Origin of the sequence: Pseudomonas maioricensis (assembly GCF_022790535.1) — a bacterium.
GTDB lineage: Bacteria > Pseudomonadota > Gammaproteobacteria > Pseudomonadales > Pseudomonadaceae > Aquipseudomonas > Aquipseudomonas maioricensis.
Genome location: NZ_LOHG01000003.1, coordinates 285,730 through 303,541 on the forward strand (window position 1 = coordinate 285,730; position 17,812 = coordinate 303,541).

Sequence of the window (17,812 nt, forward strand, 5' to 3'; positions counted from 1 at the left end):
AGAAAATGCATTTCAGTCCAGTAGCTTGGTTCGCGAGACGTCAGACCTGTGTGCACAGATATGAAGCCTCGCCAACAAGTTGTCTCCTACCGGTCCAGTGATGGCCACGACAGCGCGGTGCCAGGAACACCAATGCCGCTTTGTTTCTGACCTCACACCGTCGTGCAGCAAACATCGGACCGGTAGGAGTGAACTTGTTCGCGAGACGTCAGACCTGTGTACACAGATATGAAGCCTCGCCAACAAGTTGACTCCTACCGGTCCAGTGATGGGCCGCGAGACAGCACGGCGCGAGATCATCAAGAAGACAGGTAAGAAGACCGTGTCAGCCCCAATCGCAGCGCGTCCAGGAAGTAGGTGCGTTCACGCGGGGTGATTTTAGCGCTGGCGACTTTGTCCCGGTAATGGGTCATCAGTTCTTCCGGCGACAAGTGCACATAACGCAGCATGTCTTCGATGGTGTCGTGAGTTTCGATACCTGCGGAGTAAACGCTGCCATCCGGGTTCTGATAGATGTTCACCGAATCGGTATCGCCGAACAGGTTGTGCATGTCGCCCAGGATTTCCTGATACGCGCCGACCAGGAACACGCCCAGCAGGTAATCTTCGCCTTCATTCAGGCCATGCACCGGCAGGCTGGTTTCGATGCTCTGCTCGTCCACATACTGATTGATCTTGCCATCAGAGTCGCAGGTCAGATCCTGCAACACGGCACGACGCAGCGGCTCTTCGTTCAGGCGGTGCAGCGGGATAATCGGCAGCACCTGATCAATGGCCCAGGTATCTGGCAGGCTCTGGAATACCGAGAAGTTACAGATGTACTTATCGGCCAGCTTGTCGTTGAGTTCATCCAGCACCTGACGGTGGGAACGTTGGCGCGCTTTCAACGAGTTGTGCAAGCGACGGCAAACAGCGAAGTAGCACTGCTCACCCAGGGCTTTTTGCGAGAGGGAGATTTTGCCATCGGCGTACTGGGTCGCGATGTCGCTCATGTAGTGAGTAGCGCGCCAGTAGGTTTCAGTGACCATTTCAATATCGGTCGGCCCGAGTAGATCAACCAGCCATTGCAGCGTTTCCGGCAGGCTTTCCTTGTCCTCGATCACCGGCACTTCGTCGTTGTGCTTTTCGACGTCGGTGACTTGCACGACCAGCATCGCGTGGTGCGCGGTCAGCGAGCGGCCACTTTCCGAGAAAATGTGCGGATGCGGCAGGCCCTGCGCGTCGCAGAACTCTTTAAGCATGCCCACGACGACACCGGCGTAATCGTCCATGTCGTAGTTGATGGAGCTGGCGTTGCGCGAGTGAGTGCCGTCGTAATCGACACCCAGGCCGCCACCCACGTCGATGTGATCCACTGGCAGACCGAGGTTGCGCAGTTCGCCGTAGTAACGAATCGCTTCCTTGAAGCCGTGCTGATAATCCGCCAGGTTGGCGATCTGCGAACCCATGTGAAAGTGCAGCAGGCGAATGCCCTGATCCAGACCTGCCTTGCGGAAGCGCTCGACCACCGACAGCAATTGCGCCGCAGACAGACCAAACTTGGATTTCTCGCCGCCGGTGTCCGCCCATTTGCTGGACGCCAAAGAAGACAGGCGCACGCGCAAACCTACTTGTGGCTCGACCTTGAGTTCGGCGGCTTCTTCGATGACCAGCTCAACTTCGGATTCTTTCTCGATCACGATGAACACGTTGTGACCCAGCTTCTGGCCCATCAAGGCCAGACGAATGAACTCGCGATCTTTATAACCGTTGCAAACGATGGTCCCGCCTTTAGGGGCCAGAGCCAGCACGGCCATCAGCTCAGGCTTGGAGCCAGCCTCAAGACCGATCGATACGTTCTGGGTGGCGATGATGTTTTCCACCACCGCTTCCTGCTGGTTCACCTTGATCGGGTACAACGCAGTGTATTGGCTCTGATATTCCAGACGCGCAATGTTAGCGTCGAAGGCGCCGGTCAGCTGACGTACGCGGTCTTGCAGAATATCGGGGAAACGCACCAGCAACGGCAGGCTCAGCCCGCTCTTGCGCAAATCATCGACTTGCTCGTAAAGATCGATAGGCGAACTGCCCGGCCCATTGGGACGAACTTCAACACGACCCGCTTCATTGATCGCGAAATAACCAGCGCCCCAATGGCGAATACCATAGACGCTGCGGCTGTCCGCAACGGTCCATTGGCTGCCATCGTCTTTACGTGTGCGTCGTACGGACATCGAAGTCCCCTATAGAAAAGTCAGGTAGCGCCAGCCATAGACAGGCTGCGCGCAGTGTAAAGAGTGCAAGTGACGGTTTGGTGCCAGGCACTGATGGAGAATAGACCCACGATGCAAGCCAGAGTTTGCATGCGGCCTGTCTTGCCATCAGCCGCCGGATTTCTTCGCCTTGAAGCCCTGCTTGATCAGCTCGGCCAGCAGCAGTTCGACATGATCGCCCTGAATCTCGATCACCCCGTCCTTGAGCGCTCCGCCGGTTCCGCAACGTTGTTTGAGGGTCTTGGCCAGATCCTTGAGCCCGTCTTCAGGCAATGGCACGCCGCTAATAGTCGTCACCGTTTTACCGCCGCGGCCTTTGCTTTCGCGGCGCACACGGGCGATGCCATCCCCTTCCGGGATAAGCGTCTGTTTGCAGATGCAGGCATCAATGGGCTGACGACAGTCGGGGCAATGCCGTCCTGCGTCGGTGGAAAATACCAGGCCACCCAAGGCGGCGAAGGATGAGGCTTTTTTAGCCACCACAAATCCTCTTGTTGAGGACTGAAGATTGGTCGACATCAATAATAGTCGGCCGCGAAGCCCCACTCAGGCAGGGGCAGCGCAGCTGGACGGGAAACCCCGGCCAGCTTGAAAAGGTCGCGCAGTGTAACGGCAAACAGCCCCGTTGCTAAGGGCCAATGTGCGCCAATTTACTCAACATTTGCGACGTAGCCGTCAACTCGTCGCCTTGGAAATGACTGTGTTTTGTCTGAGATTCTATGTGACATGAGCCGACGCTATCGCGAGCAAGCTCACTCCTACAGGGGTTTGTGGTCGTCTGTAGGAGTGAGCTTGCTCGCGATAGCGTCGGTTCAAGCACAGAAAATATCCAGCCAGAAATAGAGTCTTGCCCAGGAACTACAGACCACTCTCGAGATACCGCTTCAACGCCGCCACCGAGTCCGGGCAATAAGGCATATGTTCAGCTTCGCGCAGGGCGTCATCCACAGGTATGAAACGCGCCTCCAGCACCTCTTCCGGCTGCAGCGTCAAAGGCCCGTCCCAGACCGCCGAGAACACCGCGCACCAGAGCCGGTTACCCGGTTGGTCGAAGAAGAAATGCTCGTGCTCCGTCAGCGGCACGCCACTCACCCCCAACTCCTCGGCCAGTTCCCGTGCAGCCGACTCGGCGTAGCTCTCGTCTGCCTGCACCATGCCGCCCGCCGCCACATCCCAGTAGCCGGGGTAGATGGCTTTGCTGAGCGTACGGCGATGCACGCATAACTCGCCTGCGGAATTAAACACCAGGATGTAAGTGCCACGACCGATCAGCCCGGCTTCACGTAATTGCGAGCGGACCATGCCCCCGAGTGGCTGATCCAGTTCGTCAACCCAGGCGATCAGTTCAGCGTCCGAGGCGGCGCGGTGCGCAGCCTCGGTGGTTGAGAACGACATCAATCAGCCCTGCGACAGCAATTGACGAAGGTCGATCACAGCGGCGTTGGCGCGGGAAATATAGTTGGCCATGACCAACGAGTGGTTAGCCAAAACACCGAACGCGCTGCCGTTGAGCACCATTGGGCTCCACAGCGGTTCTTGCGAAGCTTCCAGCTCGCGAATGATCTGACGCACGCTGACGGTGGCGTTTTTCTTGGCCAGTACGTCGGCAAAATCGACTTCGATGGCGCGCAGCAAGTGCGACAGCGCCCAAGCCTGACCGCGTGCTTCATAGAACACGTTGTCGATTTCCAGCCATGGTGTCTCAACGATCTCCTCATCAACCTGAAGCACTTCGCCCGGCTTTACCGCCACCACCGCTTCGGTTTTCAGGGTGCTGTTGAGTTTCACACGGCCAACGCTGGCCGAAAGACGCTGCGACAGCGAACCCAGACGGGTATTAACGTCGCCCAGCCAGTTGCTGAGGTTGTCAGCACGCGCATAGAACAGCGCAGTCTTTGAATTCGGGTCAGACAGACGCGCTTCATAGCGATTCAGCGCCGCAATGCCTTCGCGATACTGAGACTCGCTCGAAGGGAGAACCCAGCTGTTGTTGCTGAAGTTGAACAACGGCTCCGCGCGGGCCAAGTCACCGTCTTCCGCCGATTGTGATTGCGAGCGAGAGAAATCCTTACGCAAGGCACGGCTCAAATCCCGCACCTGGAACATCACGCCGTATTCCCAGCTAGGAATATTGTCCAGCCACAAACCTGGCGGCATGCGGTCGTTGGACAGATAACCACCGCGCTTGTCGAGCAGCGTGCCTACGACGGTTTTCAGGGTTTCAACAGTGGTGTAACCAATCACCATCTGCTTGCCTTCACGCTCGGCCGCAGCCTGAGCATTTTGCTGGACGGGGAACAACGCCGGTTCACTGCTCCAGTACCAGCCGATCAGCAATGTGACCACCAGGTAAATCGCGACCACGGCACCCAACGCACGGCTGTAAAACAGCCCGCCCAGGTAACCGCGGCGCTTGACCGAAGCCGGTTCATCGACGCGCTCTTTCGCGCTGCCTGCGCGGTTCTTCCAATCCAGCATGGCTATGTCCTTTCAATCACGGGGTTCAGTGCTCTGACCGCAACCTTACAGCAAGGTGCCTTTTGCAGGTATGTCGAGGTGGGAGGTTTTGTTGAGGATGGCTCACGAATATAGACATCAGCGGTGGGTTTACCCTCTTGCTCCTCGCGGTCGCGAAGTAGACGAAGAACCTGTAGGAGTGAGCTTGCTCGCGATGGCGCTCTCTCTGCGAGCGAGTCTTTGAATGACAGAACGCATCGCGAGCAAGCTCACTCCTACAGGTCCTTCATCTGCTGCAACACAGCGCGGTGTCATAGAAAACGAAACGCCCACAACAAAACCAGAAACGCCCTACAGCATTGGCCATTGACCCAAAACCGCTACGCTCTAACCATTTCTTCATTAACTAACACCGAGACATAATCCGGGATTGAGGCACGTCGTGGCACTGACTGAAAAAGAACTGATCAAGCGCGATGCGAAGCGCAATATTGACGGAGAGCTGTTGGCGTCGATACAGGACACAAAAGCCGGCCGCCATGGCACGGCTAATCACGTGAAAAATAAACCACAAAGAAAGCGCGTCAGTGACGCCACGAAACCATAACGAGAGTCAGCGAAACGAAGGAGAGCAGCGGACGTATGAACTCGAAACCAAGTTTCTCCCGAAAATAGTCGGAGCTTTTCCCGCACTGGACCGCTGACGCATATCCTCCCGAGGCTCGCCAATTATCAGGGCAATTTCCTCCTCACGGGTTTGATCACAAAAGCCGATCAGCACAATGACAAGTAATGCAATCCCTACCAGTACGAACTTAACGGGTCGTCTCCGAAACCGGCTAAGCGTGCTCAATATTTGATCCATGGCTTGGAGAGCGCCAACGTGATGAGATAACGCTCGTCAGTCGGGCGCTTATCGTCCACGAAGTGACGCACCACCAACATCACTTGATACTTTTCACCGGCCTGCCAATAGGTAACAGAACCATTACGCGCATTCCGCAATCGGGAACGTGACTGTGAAGTGTCGGCAAACGGTGGACCGGTCTGAGTCAGGATTGATTGCCAACCACTGCTACGCCATTGCTCCTGCAAATCAAGCACTACTTTAAGCGTATCCTCCAGCAATAGCGGCTCAACTTGCGGGGACATTCTTACAGTAGTCACGACATCTCGAACATAACCAATCGTAAAAAAGCGAGCAGGTGGCGTTAAAAACCCATATTGAGAATCCGCAAAACGCAGACGCGCATCTGGCTCAGGAATGCCATGCCATATTTCATTTGGTATCGCAGGGCTAATCCTCGCACTGGACCGCTGACGCATATCCTCCCAAGGCTCGCCAATTATCAGGGCGATTTCCTTCTCGCGTATTTGATCCCACAGACATGCCAACACCAATATTAGTAAACCAGTACCCGCCACCCCAACCGAACCTCGTCCTCCGCAAACCTGAGCCAAAAACCGCCAGTAAAGTTTCAAGGCTTGCCCCATGGCGTCGAGAGCGAGAGCGTAATCAGATAACGTTCTTCAGTGGGGCGGCTATCATCCCGGAAACGATTAACAATCAGCATTACTTGAAATCTTTCACCCGCCCGCCAGTAGGTGACTCCGCCCTTATTGATATCCCGCAACTGGGAGCGCCATTGTGGTGTATCAGCGAACGGCGGATTGCTCTCAAGGCGGACCAGTTCCCATCCCTTCTCTCGCCACTGCGCCTGCAAACCCATTACGACTTCAAGTGTTTCTTCAAGCAATAACGGCTTGATTTGCGGAGACATGCGGGCACTTCTAATCGACTCATTCGCATCGAAACTTACTGTAAAGAAGCGGCCAACTGGCGTCACGAATCCGTAATGAGGGTCAATGAAACGAAGGCGGGTATCAGATTTTGGAACTCGGAACCACGTTTCTCCGGGAATAGCCGGATCAATCCTCGCACTGGACCGCTGACGCATATCTTCCCAAGGCTCGCCAATCATCAGGGCGATTTCCTTCTCGCGGGTGTAATCACAAATACCGAGCAGTATCGGGATAAGCAGAAAAGTTCCTGCCACTACGAATTTGATGGACCTTCTCCGGAGCAGGGTAAATAGCATCATCGCCCTCCCTTACTCAAGGCAATATCGCGGATTGCCCGCTCAATAAAATCACGTTTGTCGCTCCGCAATAGCTCATCAAACCGCTTCGCAGCCTTTAGAACAAAAGGCATCCGCTGGTCGAGGTCGGATAGGTCGGCGAAAGCTTTTCTGCTGAAGCCAATGGTGCGACTATCATCGACCGCGTGACACTGACTGGCCAATGTCAGCTCCACAGGCTGAGATATATGGCGAAAAATATAGGTGCCATAAGCAAGCTGATTACGCCTAAGCAGGTCGACCAATTTCGAATTGCTATACATCGCAGGTTGCAGGATGTTCATCTGCTCGTGTTCGGCAAGAAGCCTGACGCTCAGGTCTACATGACCCTCTTCAATCGCCGCAAACGCTTGTAGGACTTCTTGATGGTCAATACCAAACTTTAGTTTGTCCTGTCCTATCGGCCAAAGCACGGGCGCCCTCTCACGCTCATAAATGCTTTTGCGCAAATGTAAGCGTTTTTCAAATTCTTTGAATCCACGCTTTGCGTAAAAAGCATGCAGCGGGAAAACATCGAGAAACAGCGTGGTGTTCCCCATGGCTAACATGTCGTAAACATGCTGGAACTGCTTTTCCATATATGACGCTTGTTCGCCCCCACCCCTAAAATCAATACCTGTCACAGGGTTGTCGCTACGGGCCTGTTCGTAGTCACGATACTGCTGCGGGTCCGCTTTACTGACCGCAAAAACGCCTGGGGTACCCCATTCAAATTCTGCACCCTGGATCATGCGTTGCCTTGCCTCATGCTCGACCTGGATTTTCTCGATCGATGCAGCAGCATGCAGCAATCCACACCCAACTTGTTTGGAGGCGAATGCCGCGAGGCCTGCCCACTGAAAGCGGTTGTCGTGCAGCCATAACCGAGCGTAGGCGGCATTGATCGCTCGATTTCGCTCTCTGGGGTCAGCAATCAGCACTCCGCCCGGTGCCACGATTTCTTCGGCCTCTTTCTGGTAGGCATACCACAGCCCCTCACCACTCAACACCGGAAAAGTGATGGTCTTGACGACTAGGCTCCCCTTACGCTGGGTATAGATGACCATGTCATGGATTCCATCTATAACAAATTCACGGTTCTCGTACTCCGATATAGGAAGCGCATGAGTGCCCAACTTTTCGGTGTCGCATTCGTGGTCCTTGAAACATTTAGTCATTGGCCGGGCTCTTCGTATTTAGCGGGCTATCAGACAAGCCGAAATAGAGTCGCAATGGCTTGCTGCGAAATGCGCCGATACGTGACATCGGGCAAGAGGCCAAAGACTCAACACAAAGGTGGATATGGGAAATGGGACATTTCCGAGAGGCGTGTAGGAATTGGATATTAATAAACAAGGAGAAAGTCGACGCAGAGTCGTTAAACAGCAACTACAAGAAAAAGAGAAACGCCCTACAGCATTGGCCATTGACCCAAAACGGCTGCTCTTTGATCATTCCCGCCCTGAGCCTAAGAACTCAAAAACCACCGTTCACCCGCCACGACAGACAGCGGTTTTTTTGCGCCTGCGCTAAGGTCTCCTTAGCGCAGCCGTTTATGTATCTGCGCGTCTGTCATGTCGGGAGTCGACTAATACAAGACCCTTCGGGGGAATATGTCGGCATCAGTGGTTGATGTTCTTAGCTCCCGACGCCTTCAGTTAAAAACAAGGACAGACAGCATGGACACGCCTTTCGAACCCCTACGCTTCACCCATCAGAAACGCCACCTGCATGCCCTGATCATGGAGCAACAAGCGTGGTTCTGCGCCCGTGACCTTGGCCGCCTGATGGGCCTGTTCCTTGAGAACCGTCTGGTCCGCAAACTCGACCCCGACCAACGCTGCACCCTGAAACTGCACTATTACGGCGAAACCCAGGAAATGCTCATGGTCAGCGAGTCTGCGGCGTATGCCTTGCTGGTCCACCACCATCATCCAGCCAACAACCAGTTGCGCCAGTGGATCACCCACGAAGTCATGCCCGCCCTGTTCGTCGCTCGCCTTCATTCACAGCACAACAGCCCGACGCCCGCCCGACTGGAATGGCAAGGCGGCGAGTTGAGCGTTATTCACTGGCAAAATGAACCGTGGATCAGGCTGCGGGATATGCCGAGCTTGCTGCCGGGACGAGAGGCATTACCCGCAAGAACTGGCAAATGGGCTGCCACCGCCGGGCGTTGAACTTGAACAATGTGCTCCGGTGTGACTCGATCCTTGAGGCAGAACCATCCAGTCATCGAATTGTTGCCAATTATTTGACTTAGGGCACGTTTGCGTTGGAGAGTAGGTGGTAGCATAGCGCCAGCAGTGATCTACCAGAGAACACACACGTAGCCCGATATGACCGAGCCAGCAGATCCAAGTCGCGATCGTCTCAAACATCATTTCGCTCAGCGCGTCATTCATCAGGCACGTCAGATTCTTGAGGCCTGGCAGCGACTGCAGCAGGGCGAATGGTCTGCGGCGGATATGGCGGAATTTCAGGACGCCAACCAGCGTTTGCTGCGCTTCGCCGAGCGTTTTGAACAGACCGAGCATATCGAGCTGGCACAAGCCATCAATGCGTCGCTGGAAGGGGTCGAGGCTAATCGCGGACGTTTAAGCAGCGCCCTGATTACCGAACTCAACAGTTTGATGCAGCGTTTGTCGCGTACCGGCCTGCGTCACGGTGACCGCTTTGAACAAACTGCCCTGCCTCCTCTGCGCAAGCCTATTTATATTGCCCTGCAGGATTTTGACCGCGCCGAGCGCCTGACCAAGCAGCTAGAGTTTTTTGGCCTGTTCGCTCAGGCCGTCGATGGGTTGGATAATTTCCACGCAGCAATGGCTCATCGTCACCCGGCAGCTATCGTGATTGATGTGGACTTCTGCGGCCAAGGCGAAGGCCTGAAACTGGCGGCAGGGGTTCAGCAAGGCCTTGAGCAAAAATTGCCGCTGCTGTTCTTCAGCCATCACGAGACCGATACCCCGACCCGACTCGCTGCAGTGCGCGCCGGAGGCGAAGAGTTTTTGACCGGCACGCTGGAAGCGTCGAGCCTGCTGGAAAAAATAGAAATCCTCACCTGTGTGGCGCAATACGAGCCCTACAAGGTGCTGATTATCGATGACTCCCGCGCACAGGCCTTACACACCGAACGCCTGCTGAACAGCGCCGGGATTGTGACTCGTACGCTGCTCGATCCGATCCAGGCCATGGCCGAGCTCGCTGACTTCCAGCCGGACCTGATCATCCTTGATATGTACATGCCAGGCTGTACCGGTACCGAACTGGCCAAAGTCATCCGCCACAACGACCGTTATGTCAGTGTGCCGATCATTTATCTGTCTGCTGAAGATGATCTGGACAAGCAGCTGGATGCGATGAGCGAAGGCGGCGATGACTTCCTGACCAAGCCGATCAAACCGCGCCATCTGATTACCACTGTACGTAACCGTGCTGCACGGGCCCGCAACCTCAAAGCCCGAATGGTACGCGACAGCCTGACCGGCCTTTATAACCACACCCATATCCTGCAATTGCTGGAAGACTGCAGCTTCCGGGCGCGCCGGGAAAATCAACGGCTGTGCTTCGCGATGCTCGACATTGATCACTTCAAGAAGGTCAATGACAGCCACGGCCACCCCATGGGCGACCGTGTGATCAAGAGCCTGGCGTTGTTTCTCAAACAGCGGCTGCGCAAGACGGATTACATTGGCCGTTATGGCGGAGAAGAGTTCGCCATCGTGATGCCTGACACAGACATTCAGAGCGCCCATCTGGTGCTTGATGAAATTCGTCGACGCTTTGCTGAAATCCACTACCCTGCGCAACCGGCTGATCTGTTCTGCACCTTTAGCGCCGGGGTCGTCGAGATGAGTGATAAAGACGACAGTCTGCTACTGGCCTCCCGCGCCGACGAAGCGCTGTATCGCGCCAAACATGCCGGGCGTAATCATGTGTTTCTGGAATATGACGCGAAGCAGAGCTCGCTGCTGTTGAGTGTGGCCGACAAGGCCTGAGCTCAATGGCGGGCGAACGCTTGTATCAAAAAAACACAACTACTTGGTTTGGAATAATTTCTGTAGGAGCTCACGAGCACCGCGAGGCAGCGATGGCGGTCTGTCTGACACTCCGCTATCGCGGCCTCGCGGTGCTCGTGCGCTCCTACAGGACTATATTTGCTGCGCGACAGCGCAGTGTCTGATGGCCCGCCCCCTCGGAAACCCCCACTTACAAACCCCATTCCTGCACGCTGTGAAACACTCCGCTATCATGCGCAAACTTTTGCGACTCGAGACTGCCATGCGCCGCTTGTTATGCCTGCTGCTATTGATCCTCGCCCTGCCTGCAACCGGCGCGGGTCTGCTGGACAGCCGCCCCAACGCCACGCTCGGTGGCGCGGCGCTGGATAACAGCAAGGATTTCCTGCCCGTTCGTCAGGCTTTTCAACTGAATCTGATCGACACCACTCCCGAGTCGATCAAGCTGCGTTTCGTCGCAACCGAGGGCTATTACCTTTATCGCCACCGTTTCCAGTTCCGTACTGAACCGGCCGACATCGGTCTGGGCGCAGCGCAATTGCCAGATGGCGAGAAAAAGCACGACGAGTATTTCGGCGACGTTGAGGTGTATCACGGGATCCTCGACATCGACTTACCGCGTAAACCGGGCGACAACCGACCGTTCACACTGGTCGTGACCTATCAGGGCTGCGCAGACAAAGGTTTGTGTTACCCACCCGAAACCGAGCGGCTGACGATTGGTGATCCCGCGGCGGTTGCCACGGCTGCACTTTCCTCCCCCACCACTGCGACCAGTCCCGGCTGGAGCTGGAAAGAACTGGCGCTGTTCTTCCTCGCCGGTATCGGCCTGACCTTCACACCGTGCGTACTGCCCATGCTGCCGATTCTTTCCGGCGTGGTGCTGCGCGGCCAGGTCGGCGGGCTACGCGGCTTGAGCCTTTCACTCGCCTACGTGCTACCGATGGCGATCAGTTTTGCTGCGCTGGGTGCGCTGATGGGCATGTTCGGTGCGGGCCTGAATTTGCAGGCTCGCCTGCAATCGGCCTGGGTACTGGTGCCGTTCTCGCTGTTCTTCGTCGTTTTTGCCATCGCAATGTTCGGCGCTTTCGAGCTGCGACTGCCCCAGGCACTCAGTAACCGACTGGACCGGATCGCAGGCAAAACCGAGGGTGGCTCGTTGTGGGGTGCCGCCGTGCTGGGCGTGGTTTCCAGCCTGCTGGTATCACCCTGTGTTTCTGCGCCACTGGCCGGTGCTCTGCTTTATATAAGTGCCAGCGGCGACGCGCTGGGCGGGGCGTTGAAGCTTTTCGCGCTGGGCCTGGGTATGGGCGCACCACTGCTGTTGGTCGCTACCGGCGGCGCGACCTGGTTGCCAAAAAGCGGCCCTTGGCTGGTCACGGTTAAAAATGCCATTGGCGTGCTGCTGCTGGGTTTGGCCATCGCGTTACTCAGCCGTGTTCTACCTGGCCAGATCACCCTGCTGCTGACCGGTCTGCTGGCTGCGGGCGTGGCATTGTTCCTCGGTGCGCTGGAGTTTGGTGCAAAAAATACCCGCCAACGGCTGTCGCAACTGCTGGGTCTTTTTTTACTCGTCTATGCTCTGACCTGCTGGTTCGGCGCCTGGAGTGGCCAGACCGATCCGACTCGCCCCCTGGGTCGACCACAAGCAGCACTCGGCAACAATGGAGCCGCACCGGCAAATAAAACCGAGTGGCAGACCATCACCAGCGGTGCCGAGCTGGACCGGGTGCTTGGCGAAGCAAAAAATGCAGGCCAGCCGTTGATGCTGGATTGGTACGCGGACTGGTGCATCAGTTGCAAGGTGATCGAACATGAAGTTTTGCCTGATCCCGGCGTGATCAGCCAGCTTGAAGGCTACCGCCTGATCCGCTTTGACATGACCGAAAGCAACGCCGAACAACGTGCCCTGCTGGATCGCTATAAGTTGTTTGGTCCACCCGCACTGCTGATTTTCGGCAAAAATGGCGACGAGCGCAGCGATGTTCGTGTCGTCGGCGAAATCGACGCGAAAAGCCTGATAGAGCAGTTGATTAGAGCAAATGACCAAATCTAGCCAGTGAGTCACAAACTTTTCGCGAACTTCGGTAATCGTGCCAGCTATTGCAGTTAACTGGACAGTACAAGGATGTTTGCGGCATAGTCGCCGGGCTTTGATGCTCGCAACCATAACAAGGAACATCCGATGGCGACTCTTCTGGTACTGCATGGCCCTAACCTGAACCTGCTGGGCACCCGCGAACCGGGTATCTACGGCGCAGTCACCCTGGCTCAGATCAATCAGGATCTGGAAACAAGGGCCCGCGAAGCCGGCCACCATCTGATGTATCTGCAAAGTAATGCCGAGTACGAATTGATTGACCGGATCCACGCTGCACGCGATGAAGGCGTGGATTTTATCGTCATCAATCCGGCTGCTTTTACACACACCAGTGTTGCAATACGTGACGCGTTGCTGGGAGTGAGCATCCCATTCATCGAAGTGCACCTCTCGAACGTGCACAAACGTGAAGCTTTCCGCCATCACTCCTACTTTTCAGATGTTGCTGTAGGTGTGATCTGCGGCCTTGGCGCCAGCGGATACCGAATGGCCCTGGAGGCCGCCCTGGAACAATTGGCCGTCAGTTCGAAGTCATGACCGCACAGCCACAGGCTGCGCTGCATGACCCGAACCACTAACAACTTTTTACCCCTGACCGACCCTTGGGAGTTGATGATTAATGGATATCCGTAAAGTCAAGAAACTGATCGAACTGCTGGAAGAATCTGGCATCGACGAACTGGAGATTCGTGAAGGCGAAGAATCCGTACGGATCAGCCGTCACAGCAAGACTCCAGCACAACCGTACTACGCGCCTGCTCCGGTAGCCGCACCCGTTGCAGCACCTGTAGCTGCTGCTCCGGTTGCAGCTGAAGCCCCTTCGGCACCTAAGCTGAACGGCACCGTTGTTAAATCGCCAATGGTAGGTACGTTCTACCGCACTCCAGCGCCTGGTTCGCCAGCGTTCGTTGAAGTCGGCAAGACCGTCAAAAAAGGCGACACCATCTGCATCGTTGAAGCGATGAAAATGATGAACCACATCGAAGCTGAAGTCAGCGGTGTGATCGAATCGATCCTGGTAGAAAACGGTCAGCCGGTTGAGTATGACCAGCCGCTGTTCACCATCGTTTGAACCGGGGAGAGCCTGCGATGTTGGAAAAAGTCCTGATCGCCAACCGCGGCGAAATCGCCTTGCGTATCTTGCGTGCCTGTAAAGAACTGGGCATCAAGACCGTCGCGGTACATTCCACGGCAGACCGTGAGCTGATGCACCTGGGCCTGGCGGACGAAACTGTCTGCATCGGTCCGGCACCGGCCAACCTGTCGTACCTGAACATTCCAGCCATCATTTCTGCTGCAGAACTGACTGGCGCTACAGCGATTCACCCGGGCTACGGCTTCCTCGCGGAAAACGCCGACTTTGCCGAACAGGTAGAGAAATCCGGCTTCGCGTTCATCGGCCCGAAAGCTGAAACCATCCGCCTGATGGGCGACAAGGTTTCCGCCAAGGACGCCATGAAGCGCGCCAACGTACCGACCGTTCCTGGTTCCGACGGCCCACTGCCGGAAGACGAAGAAACGGCGCTGCGTATTGGCCGTGAAGTTGGCTACCCGGTGATCATCAAAGCCGCTGGCGGCGGTGGTGGTCGCGGCATGCGCGTTGTGCACAAGGAAGAAGACCTGATCGAAGCAGCCAAGCAGACCCGCGCTGAAGCGGCTGCCTGGTTCAGCAACCCGATGGTCTATCTGGAAAAGTACCTGACTAACCCACGTCACGTGGAAGTACAGGTCATTTCCGACGGCCAGGGCAACGCCATTCACTTGGGCGACCGTGACTGCTCTCTGCAGCGCCGTCACCAGAAGGTTCTGGAAGAAGCTCCGGCACCGTTCATCGACGAACAAGCCCGTAAAGATGTGTTCGCAGCCTGCGTGAAGGCGTGCGTAGACATCGGCTATCGTGGCGCCGGTACTTTCGAGTTCCTGTACGAGAACGGCCGTTTCTACTTCATCGAGATGAACACTCGCGTTCAGGTAGAGCACCCGGTTTCGGAAATGGTCACCGGTATCGACATCCTCAAGGAGATGCTCAGCATCGCCGCCGGCAACAAACTGTCGTTTACCCAGGATGACGTTGTCATTCACGGGCACTCGCTGGAATGCCGGATCAACGCTGAAGATCCGAAAACCTTTATCCCGAGCCCGGGTCTGGTCAAACACTTCCACGCGCCAGGCGGCAACGGCGTGCGTGTCGACTCGCACCTGTACAGCGGTTACAAGGTTCCTTCGAACTACGATTCGTTGATCGGCAAGCTGATCACCTGGGGCGCGACACGCGATGAAGCCATGGCTCGCATGCGCAACGCTCTGGACGAAATCGTGGTCGACGGCATCAAGACCAACATCCCGCTGCACCGTGATCTGACCCGTGATGAAGGCTTCTGCGAAGGCGGCGTCAACATTCACTACCTGGAACACAAGCTGGCCAATCAATAAGCCTCCTTGCTCCGGATCAACAAAGCCGCTTTCAAAGCGGCTTTGTTGTTTGTGGCGCAGCACAGTAAACTTGCGCGTTTCCCGCTGCACGCAATTGCAGAATCATTTTTCACTCGAAGGTAACCCGCCATGCCCTGGCTGCAAGTCCGTCTCGCCATCAGTCCTGAACAAGCCGAAACCTACGAAGACGCCCTTCTCGAAGTTGGCGCCGTATCGGTCACGTTCATGGACGCTGAAGATCAGCCGATCTTCGAGCCGGAACTCAACACAACGCCGCTGTGGTCGAACACGCACCTGCTGGCATTGTTTGAAGCCGACACCGACGCCGAGCACGTTCTGGCGCACCTGCGCCTGCTGACCGATGCCGAGCTGCCGGAGCACATGAGCGAAGTTATCGAAGATCAGGACTGGGAACGCAGCTGGATGGATAACTTCCAGCCAATGCGCTTCGGTCAGCGCCTATGGATCGTGCCAAGCTGGCACGCCGCGCCGGAACCTGAAGCCGTCAACCTGCTGCTCGATCCAGGCCTGGCCTTCGGTACTGGCACGCACCCGACCACTGCGCTGTGCCTGGAATGGCTCGACGGTCAGGACCTGAACGGTTGCGACCTGCTGGACTTCGGTTGCGGCTCGGGCATCCTGGCCATCGCCGCCCTGCTGCTGGGCGCGAAACAGGCGGTGGGCACCGATATCGACGTGCAGGCACTGGAAGCATCGCGCGACAACGCCGGTCGCAACAACATTGCGCCGGAGCGCTTCGAGCTGTATCTGCCTGAAGACATGCCGCCACAGCAGGCCGACGTACTGGTTGCCAACATTCTTGCCGGTCCGCTGGTCGCCCTGGCGCCGCAACTGGCCACACTGGTTAAAACCGGTGGTCGCCTTGCGCTTTCCGGCATTCTTGCCGAACAGGGCGAAGAAGTTGCTGCTGCTTATGCCGAAACCTTCGAGCTCGATCCGATTGCCAACCGTGATGGTTGGGTTCGTATCACTGGCCGTCGCCGTTAATCACCGCTTTAACCGGATAGCCGCATGACCGACAGTTTTGTCACTCAGTGCCCGCACTGCCAGACCAGTTTCCGAGTCAGCCACGCACAATTGAGCGTGGCACGCGGCGTGGTGCGGTGTGGTGCGTGCCTGCAGGTTTTCAATGCTGCCAAGCAACTGCTGGAACAACGCAGCAACCAGCAGGCCGCCGCCGAGCCGGTACAAACAGCGGTTACGGACGCACTGCCGGTCCCGGTAGCTGCTGAAACGCTGCCGGTAGTGCAAAGCGAGCCAGTCACCGCGCAAACACCGGTCGTGGAAAGCTTCGAAGCTCCCGAGTCCTGGAAAGCCAACGCTCTGGATCTGGACAGCCTGGACCTGGATGAAGAACTGGCCCGTCTCGAACAGCGCGAAATCCAGCTACCCGAAACGTTTGGCCAGGAATCACCCCGCCACGATGATTCGGCACTGTCTGCCCGTCGCGACGGCACTCATGCAGACCCGGAAGATTGGGTCGACAGCCTGCCCAATGACGATGTCAGCCAATTACCCGAGCTGCATGCCGAGGTCATCCCCGAACCCGAAATTGTGCCCGAGCAGGAGTCCGACTCGCGCGATGGCAGAACCGAGCCGTCGTTTTCGCTGAGTGACCATCACCTGGATGACGACGAGCCCACAGTGGCCGCCCCGATTCCGCGCAAAACGTCGAGCAATGAAAAACCATCACGTTTTTCGGCGCTGGATGACGACAGCGATGAAATGGACGAGCCGCAGCACGATTCGCGTTCACGCCGTGAGCGCACCGAGCCCGGCGTTCGTGATCAGGCGCTGCTGGACCTGACCGACGATCCATTGCAACTGGACTGGCAACCGCCCAAATCCCGCTGGGGCCGCAAGCTGATCTGGACCCTGCTGACCTTGATAGCCCTGGCCGGACTGGCCGGACAGTACGTGTGGTATCACTTCGACGAGCTGGCACGCCAGGATCAGTACCGTCCGTGGTTCCAGATGATTTGCCCACAGATCGACTGCAAGGTCCCGTCCAAGGTCGATATCAACCAGCTCAAAAGCAGCAACCTGGTCGTGCGCAGCCATCCTGAGTTCAAAGGCGCGCTGGTGGTCGATGCAATCATCTACAACCGCGCGCCCTTCTCTCAGCCGTTCCCGCTGCTGGAGCTGCGTTTTGCCGACACCAGCGGTCAGTTGATTGCCAGCCGTCGATTCAAGCCTGCCGAATACTTGAGCGGCGAAATCGCCGGAAAAGAAGAGATGCCACCGCAGACGCCGATCCATATTGCGCTGGACATTCTCGACCCGGGTGCAAAAGCCGTGAATTACAGCCTCAGCTTTCGATCGCCGGAATAACCCCGGCAGCGCAGAACGACGAAATGAATTGCCGTTGATCGGACGCAAATCAGCGCCCGATCCTTCAGCAGCACATCACGG

The 17,812-nt window shown here is 56.6% G+C and carries 16 protein-coding genes; 9 read left to right on the top strand and 7 right to left on the bottom strand.

From position 1 onward, the window contains the following. Positions 1-299 precede the first annotated feature (299 nt). The 4 genes from speA to AUC61_RS06645 all read right to left on the bottom strand — a co-directional run bounded on the left by speA (position 300) and on the right by AUC61_RS06645 (position 4,730). A complete protein-coding gene (gene speA, locus AUC61_RS06630) occupies positions 300-2,213 on the bottom strand; it encodes an arginine decarboxylase (RefSeq protein ID WP_122663059.1) in 1,914 nt (637 codons plus the stop codon). 147 nt (positions 2,214-2,360) lie between these two features. Then, entirely contained in the window at positions 2,361-2,732 is a 372-nt protein-coding gene (locus AUC61_RS06635) for a translation initiation factor Sui1 (RefSeq protein WP_243245133.1), read from the bottom strand. A gap of 378 nt (positions 2,733-3,110) precedes the next feature. Then, the gene (locus AUC61_RS06640) at positions 3,111-3,647 is read right to left on the bottom strand and encodes an NUDIX hydrolase (RefSeq protein WP_243245134.1); all 537 of its coding nucleotides are present in this window, start codon (positions 3,645-3,647) and stop codon (positions 3,111-3,113) included. 3 nt (positions 3,648-3,650) lie between these two features. Next, positions 3,651-4,730, bottom strand: a complete 1,080-nt coding sequence (locus tag AUC61_RS06645) for a DUF2333 family protein (protein WP_243245137.1) — start codon at positions 4,728-4,730, stop codon at positions 3,651-3,653. 421 nt (positions 4,731-5,151) lie between these two features. Between AUC61_RS06645 and AUC61_RS06650 the strand changes: the two genes are divergently transcribed. Then, positions 5,152-5,316 (top strand): hypothetical protein, encoded by a 165-nt coding sequence (locus tag AUC61_RS06650; protein ID WP_243245323.1) that lies wholly within the window; start codon positions 5,152-5,154, stop codon positions 5,314-5,316. A gap of 242 nt (positions 5,317-5,558) precedes the next feature. On the opposite strand, the gene AUC61_RS06655 is transcribed toward AUC61_RS06650, so the two are convergent. The 3 genes from AUC61_RS06655 to AUC61_RS06665 are packed head-to-tail and all read right to left on the bottom strand — an operon-like array spanning position 5,559 to position 7,893. After that, positions 5,559-6,191, bottom strand: coding sequence for a hypothetical protein (locus AUC61_RS06655; protein WP_243245138.1), 633 nt, complete (start codon positions 6,189-6,191; stop codon positions 5,559-5,561). Beyond that, positions 6,188-6,811 carry a hypothetical protein gene (locus AUC61_RS06660; protein ID WP_422765072.1) on the bottom strand — a complete coding sequence of 208 codons (624 nt, stop codon included), beginning with the start codon at positions 6,809-6,811 and terminating at the stop codon, positions 6,188-6,190. The genes AUC61_RS06655 and AUC61_RS06660 overlap by 4 nt, the downstream gene beginning before the upstream one ends. Continuing rightward, positions 6,808-7,893: a DUF2515 family protein gene (locus AUC61_RS06665; RefSeq protein ID WP_340163286.1), complete on the bottom strand. Its 1,086-nt coding sequence runs from the start codon at positions 7,891-7,893 to the stop codon at positions 6,808-6,810. Before AUC61_RS06665 ends, AUC61_RS06660 begins: the two co-directional genes overlap by 4 nt. Positions 7,894-8,505: 612 nt before the next feature. Between AUC61_RS06665 and AUC61_RS06670 the strand changes: the two genes are divergently transcribed. The 8 genes from AUC61_RS06670 (at position 8,506) to AUC61_RS06705 (ending at position 17,731) form a co-directional block, all read left to right on the top strand. Next, positions 8,506-9,006, top strand: a complete 501-nt coding sequence (locus AUC61_RS06670; protein WP_243245143.1) for a BRO-N domain-containing protein — start codon at positions 8,506-8,508, stop codon at positions 9,004-9,006. Positions 9,007-9,165: 159 nt separating this feature from the next. Beyond that, positions 9,166-10,824 carry a diguanylate cyclase gene (locus AUC61_RS06675; RefSeq protein ID WP_243245145.1) on the top strand — a complete coding sequence of 553 codons (1,659 nt, stop codon included), beginning with the start codon at positions 9,166-9,168 and terminating at the stop codon, positions 10,822-10,824. A gap of 283 nt (positions 10,825-11,107) precedes the next feature. Then, a complete protein-coding gene (locus AUC61_RS06680) occupies positions 11,108-12,901 on the top strand; it encodes a protein-disulfide reductase DsbD (protein ID WP_243245147.1) in 1,794 nt (597 codons plus the stop codon). A gap of 129 nt (positions 12,902-13,030) precedes the next feature. Beyond that, positions 13,031-13,483 (top strand): type II 3-dehydroquinate dehydratase, encoded by a 453-nt coding sequence (aroQ, locus tag AUC61_RS06685; RefSeq protein WP_122663072.1) that lies wholly within the window; start codon positions 13,031-13,033, stop codon positions 13,481-13,483. 82 nt (positions 13,484-13,565) lie between these two features. Continuing rightward, positions 13,566-14,018, top strand: a complete 453-nt coding sequence (accB, locus tag AUC61_RS06690; protein WP_243245148.1) for an acetyl-CoA carboxylase biotin carboxyl carrier protein — start codon at positions 13,566-13,568, stop codon at positions 14,016-14,018. A gap of 17 nt (positions 14,019-14,035) precedes the next feature. Beyond that, positions 14,036-15,379, top strand: a complete 1,344-nt coding sequence (gene accC / locus AUC61_RS06695; RefSeq protein ID WP_122663077.1) for an acetyl-CoA carboxylase biotin carboxylase subunit — start codon at positions 14,036-14,038, stop codon at positions 15,377-15,379. Positions 15,380-15,508: 129 nt separating this feature from the next. Beyond that, the gene (gene prmA, locus AUC61_RS06700; RefSeq protein ID WP_243245150.1) at positions 15,509-16,387 is read left to right on the top strand and encodes a 50S ribosomal protein L11 methyltransferase; all 879 of its coding nucleotides are present in this window, start codon (positions 15,509-15,511) and stop codon (positions 16,385-16,387) included. Between the two features lie 24 nt (positions 16,388-16,411). After that, complete coding sequence (locus tag AUC61_RS06705) at positions 16,412-17,731, top strand: DUF3426 domain-containing protein (RefSeq protein ID WP_243245151.1); 1,320 nt, start codon at positions 16,412-16,414, stop codon at positions 17,729-17,731. Positions 17,732-17,812: the final 81 nt, after the last annotated feature.

Bases quoted from the DNA above. Each gene is read 5' to 3' on its own strand.
- AUC61_RS06670 (WP_243245143.1), top strand. From the start codon at position 8,506: ATGGACACGCCTTTCGAACCCCTACGCTTCACCCATCAGAAACGCCAC.
- AUC61_RS06665 (WP_340163286.1), bottom strand. From the start codon at position 7,893: ATGGTCATCTATACCCAGCGTAAGGGGAGCCTAGTCGTCAAGACCATC.
- AUC61_RS06680 (WP_243245147.1), top strand. From the start codon at position 11,108: ATGCGCCGCTTGTTATGCCTGCTGCTATTGATCCTCGCCCTGCCTGCA.
- prmA (WP_243245150.1), top strand. From the start codon at position 15,509: ATGCCCTGGCTGCAAGTCCGTCTCGCCATCAGTCCTGAACAAGCCGAA.
- aroQ (WP_122663072.1), top strand. From the start codon at position 13,031: ATGGCGACTCTTCTGGTACTGCATGGCCCTAACCTGAACCTGCTGGGC.
- AUC61_RS06640 (WP_243245134.1), bottom strand. From the start codon at position 3,647: ATGTCGTTCTCAACCACCGAGGCTGCGCACCGCGCCGCCTCGGACGCT.
- AUC61_RS06645 (WP_243245137.1), bottom strand. From the start codon at position 4,730: ATGCTGGATTGGAAGAACCGCGCAGGCAGCGCGAAAGAGCGCGTCGAT.
- speA (WP_122663059.1), bottom strand. From the start codon at position 2,213: ATGTCCGTACGACGCACACGTAAAGACGATGGCAGCCAATGGACCGTT.
- AUC61_RS06705 (WP_243245151.1), top strand. From the start codon at position 16,412: ATGACCGACAGTTTTGTCACTCAGTGCCCGCACTGCCAGACCAGTTTC.
- AUC61_RS06660 (WP_422765072.1), bottom strand. From the start codon at position 6,811: ATGATGCTATTTACCCTGCTCCGGAGAAGGTCCATCAAATTCGTAGTG.
- accB (WP_243245148.1), top strand. From the start codon at position 13,566: ATGGATATCCGTAAAGTCAAGAAACTGATCGAACTGCTGGAAGAATCT.
- accC (WP_122663077.1), top strand. From the start codon at position 14,036: ATGTTGGAAAAAGTCCTGATCGCCAACCGCGGCGAAATCGCCTTGCGT.
- AUC61_RS06675 (WP_243245145.1), top strand. From the start codon at position 9,166: ATGACCGAGCCAGCAGATCCAAGTCGCGATCGTCTCAAACATCATTTC.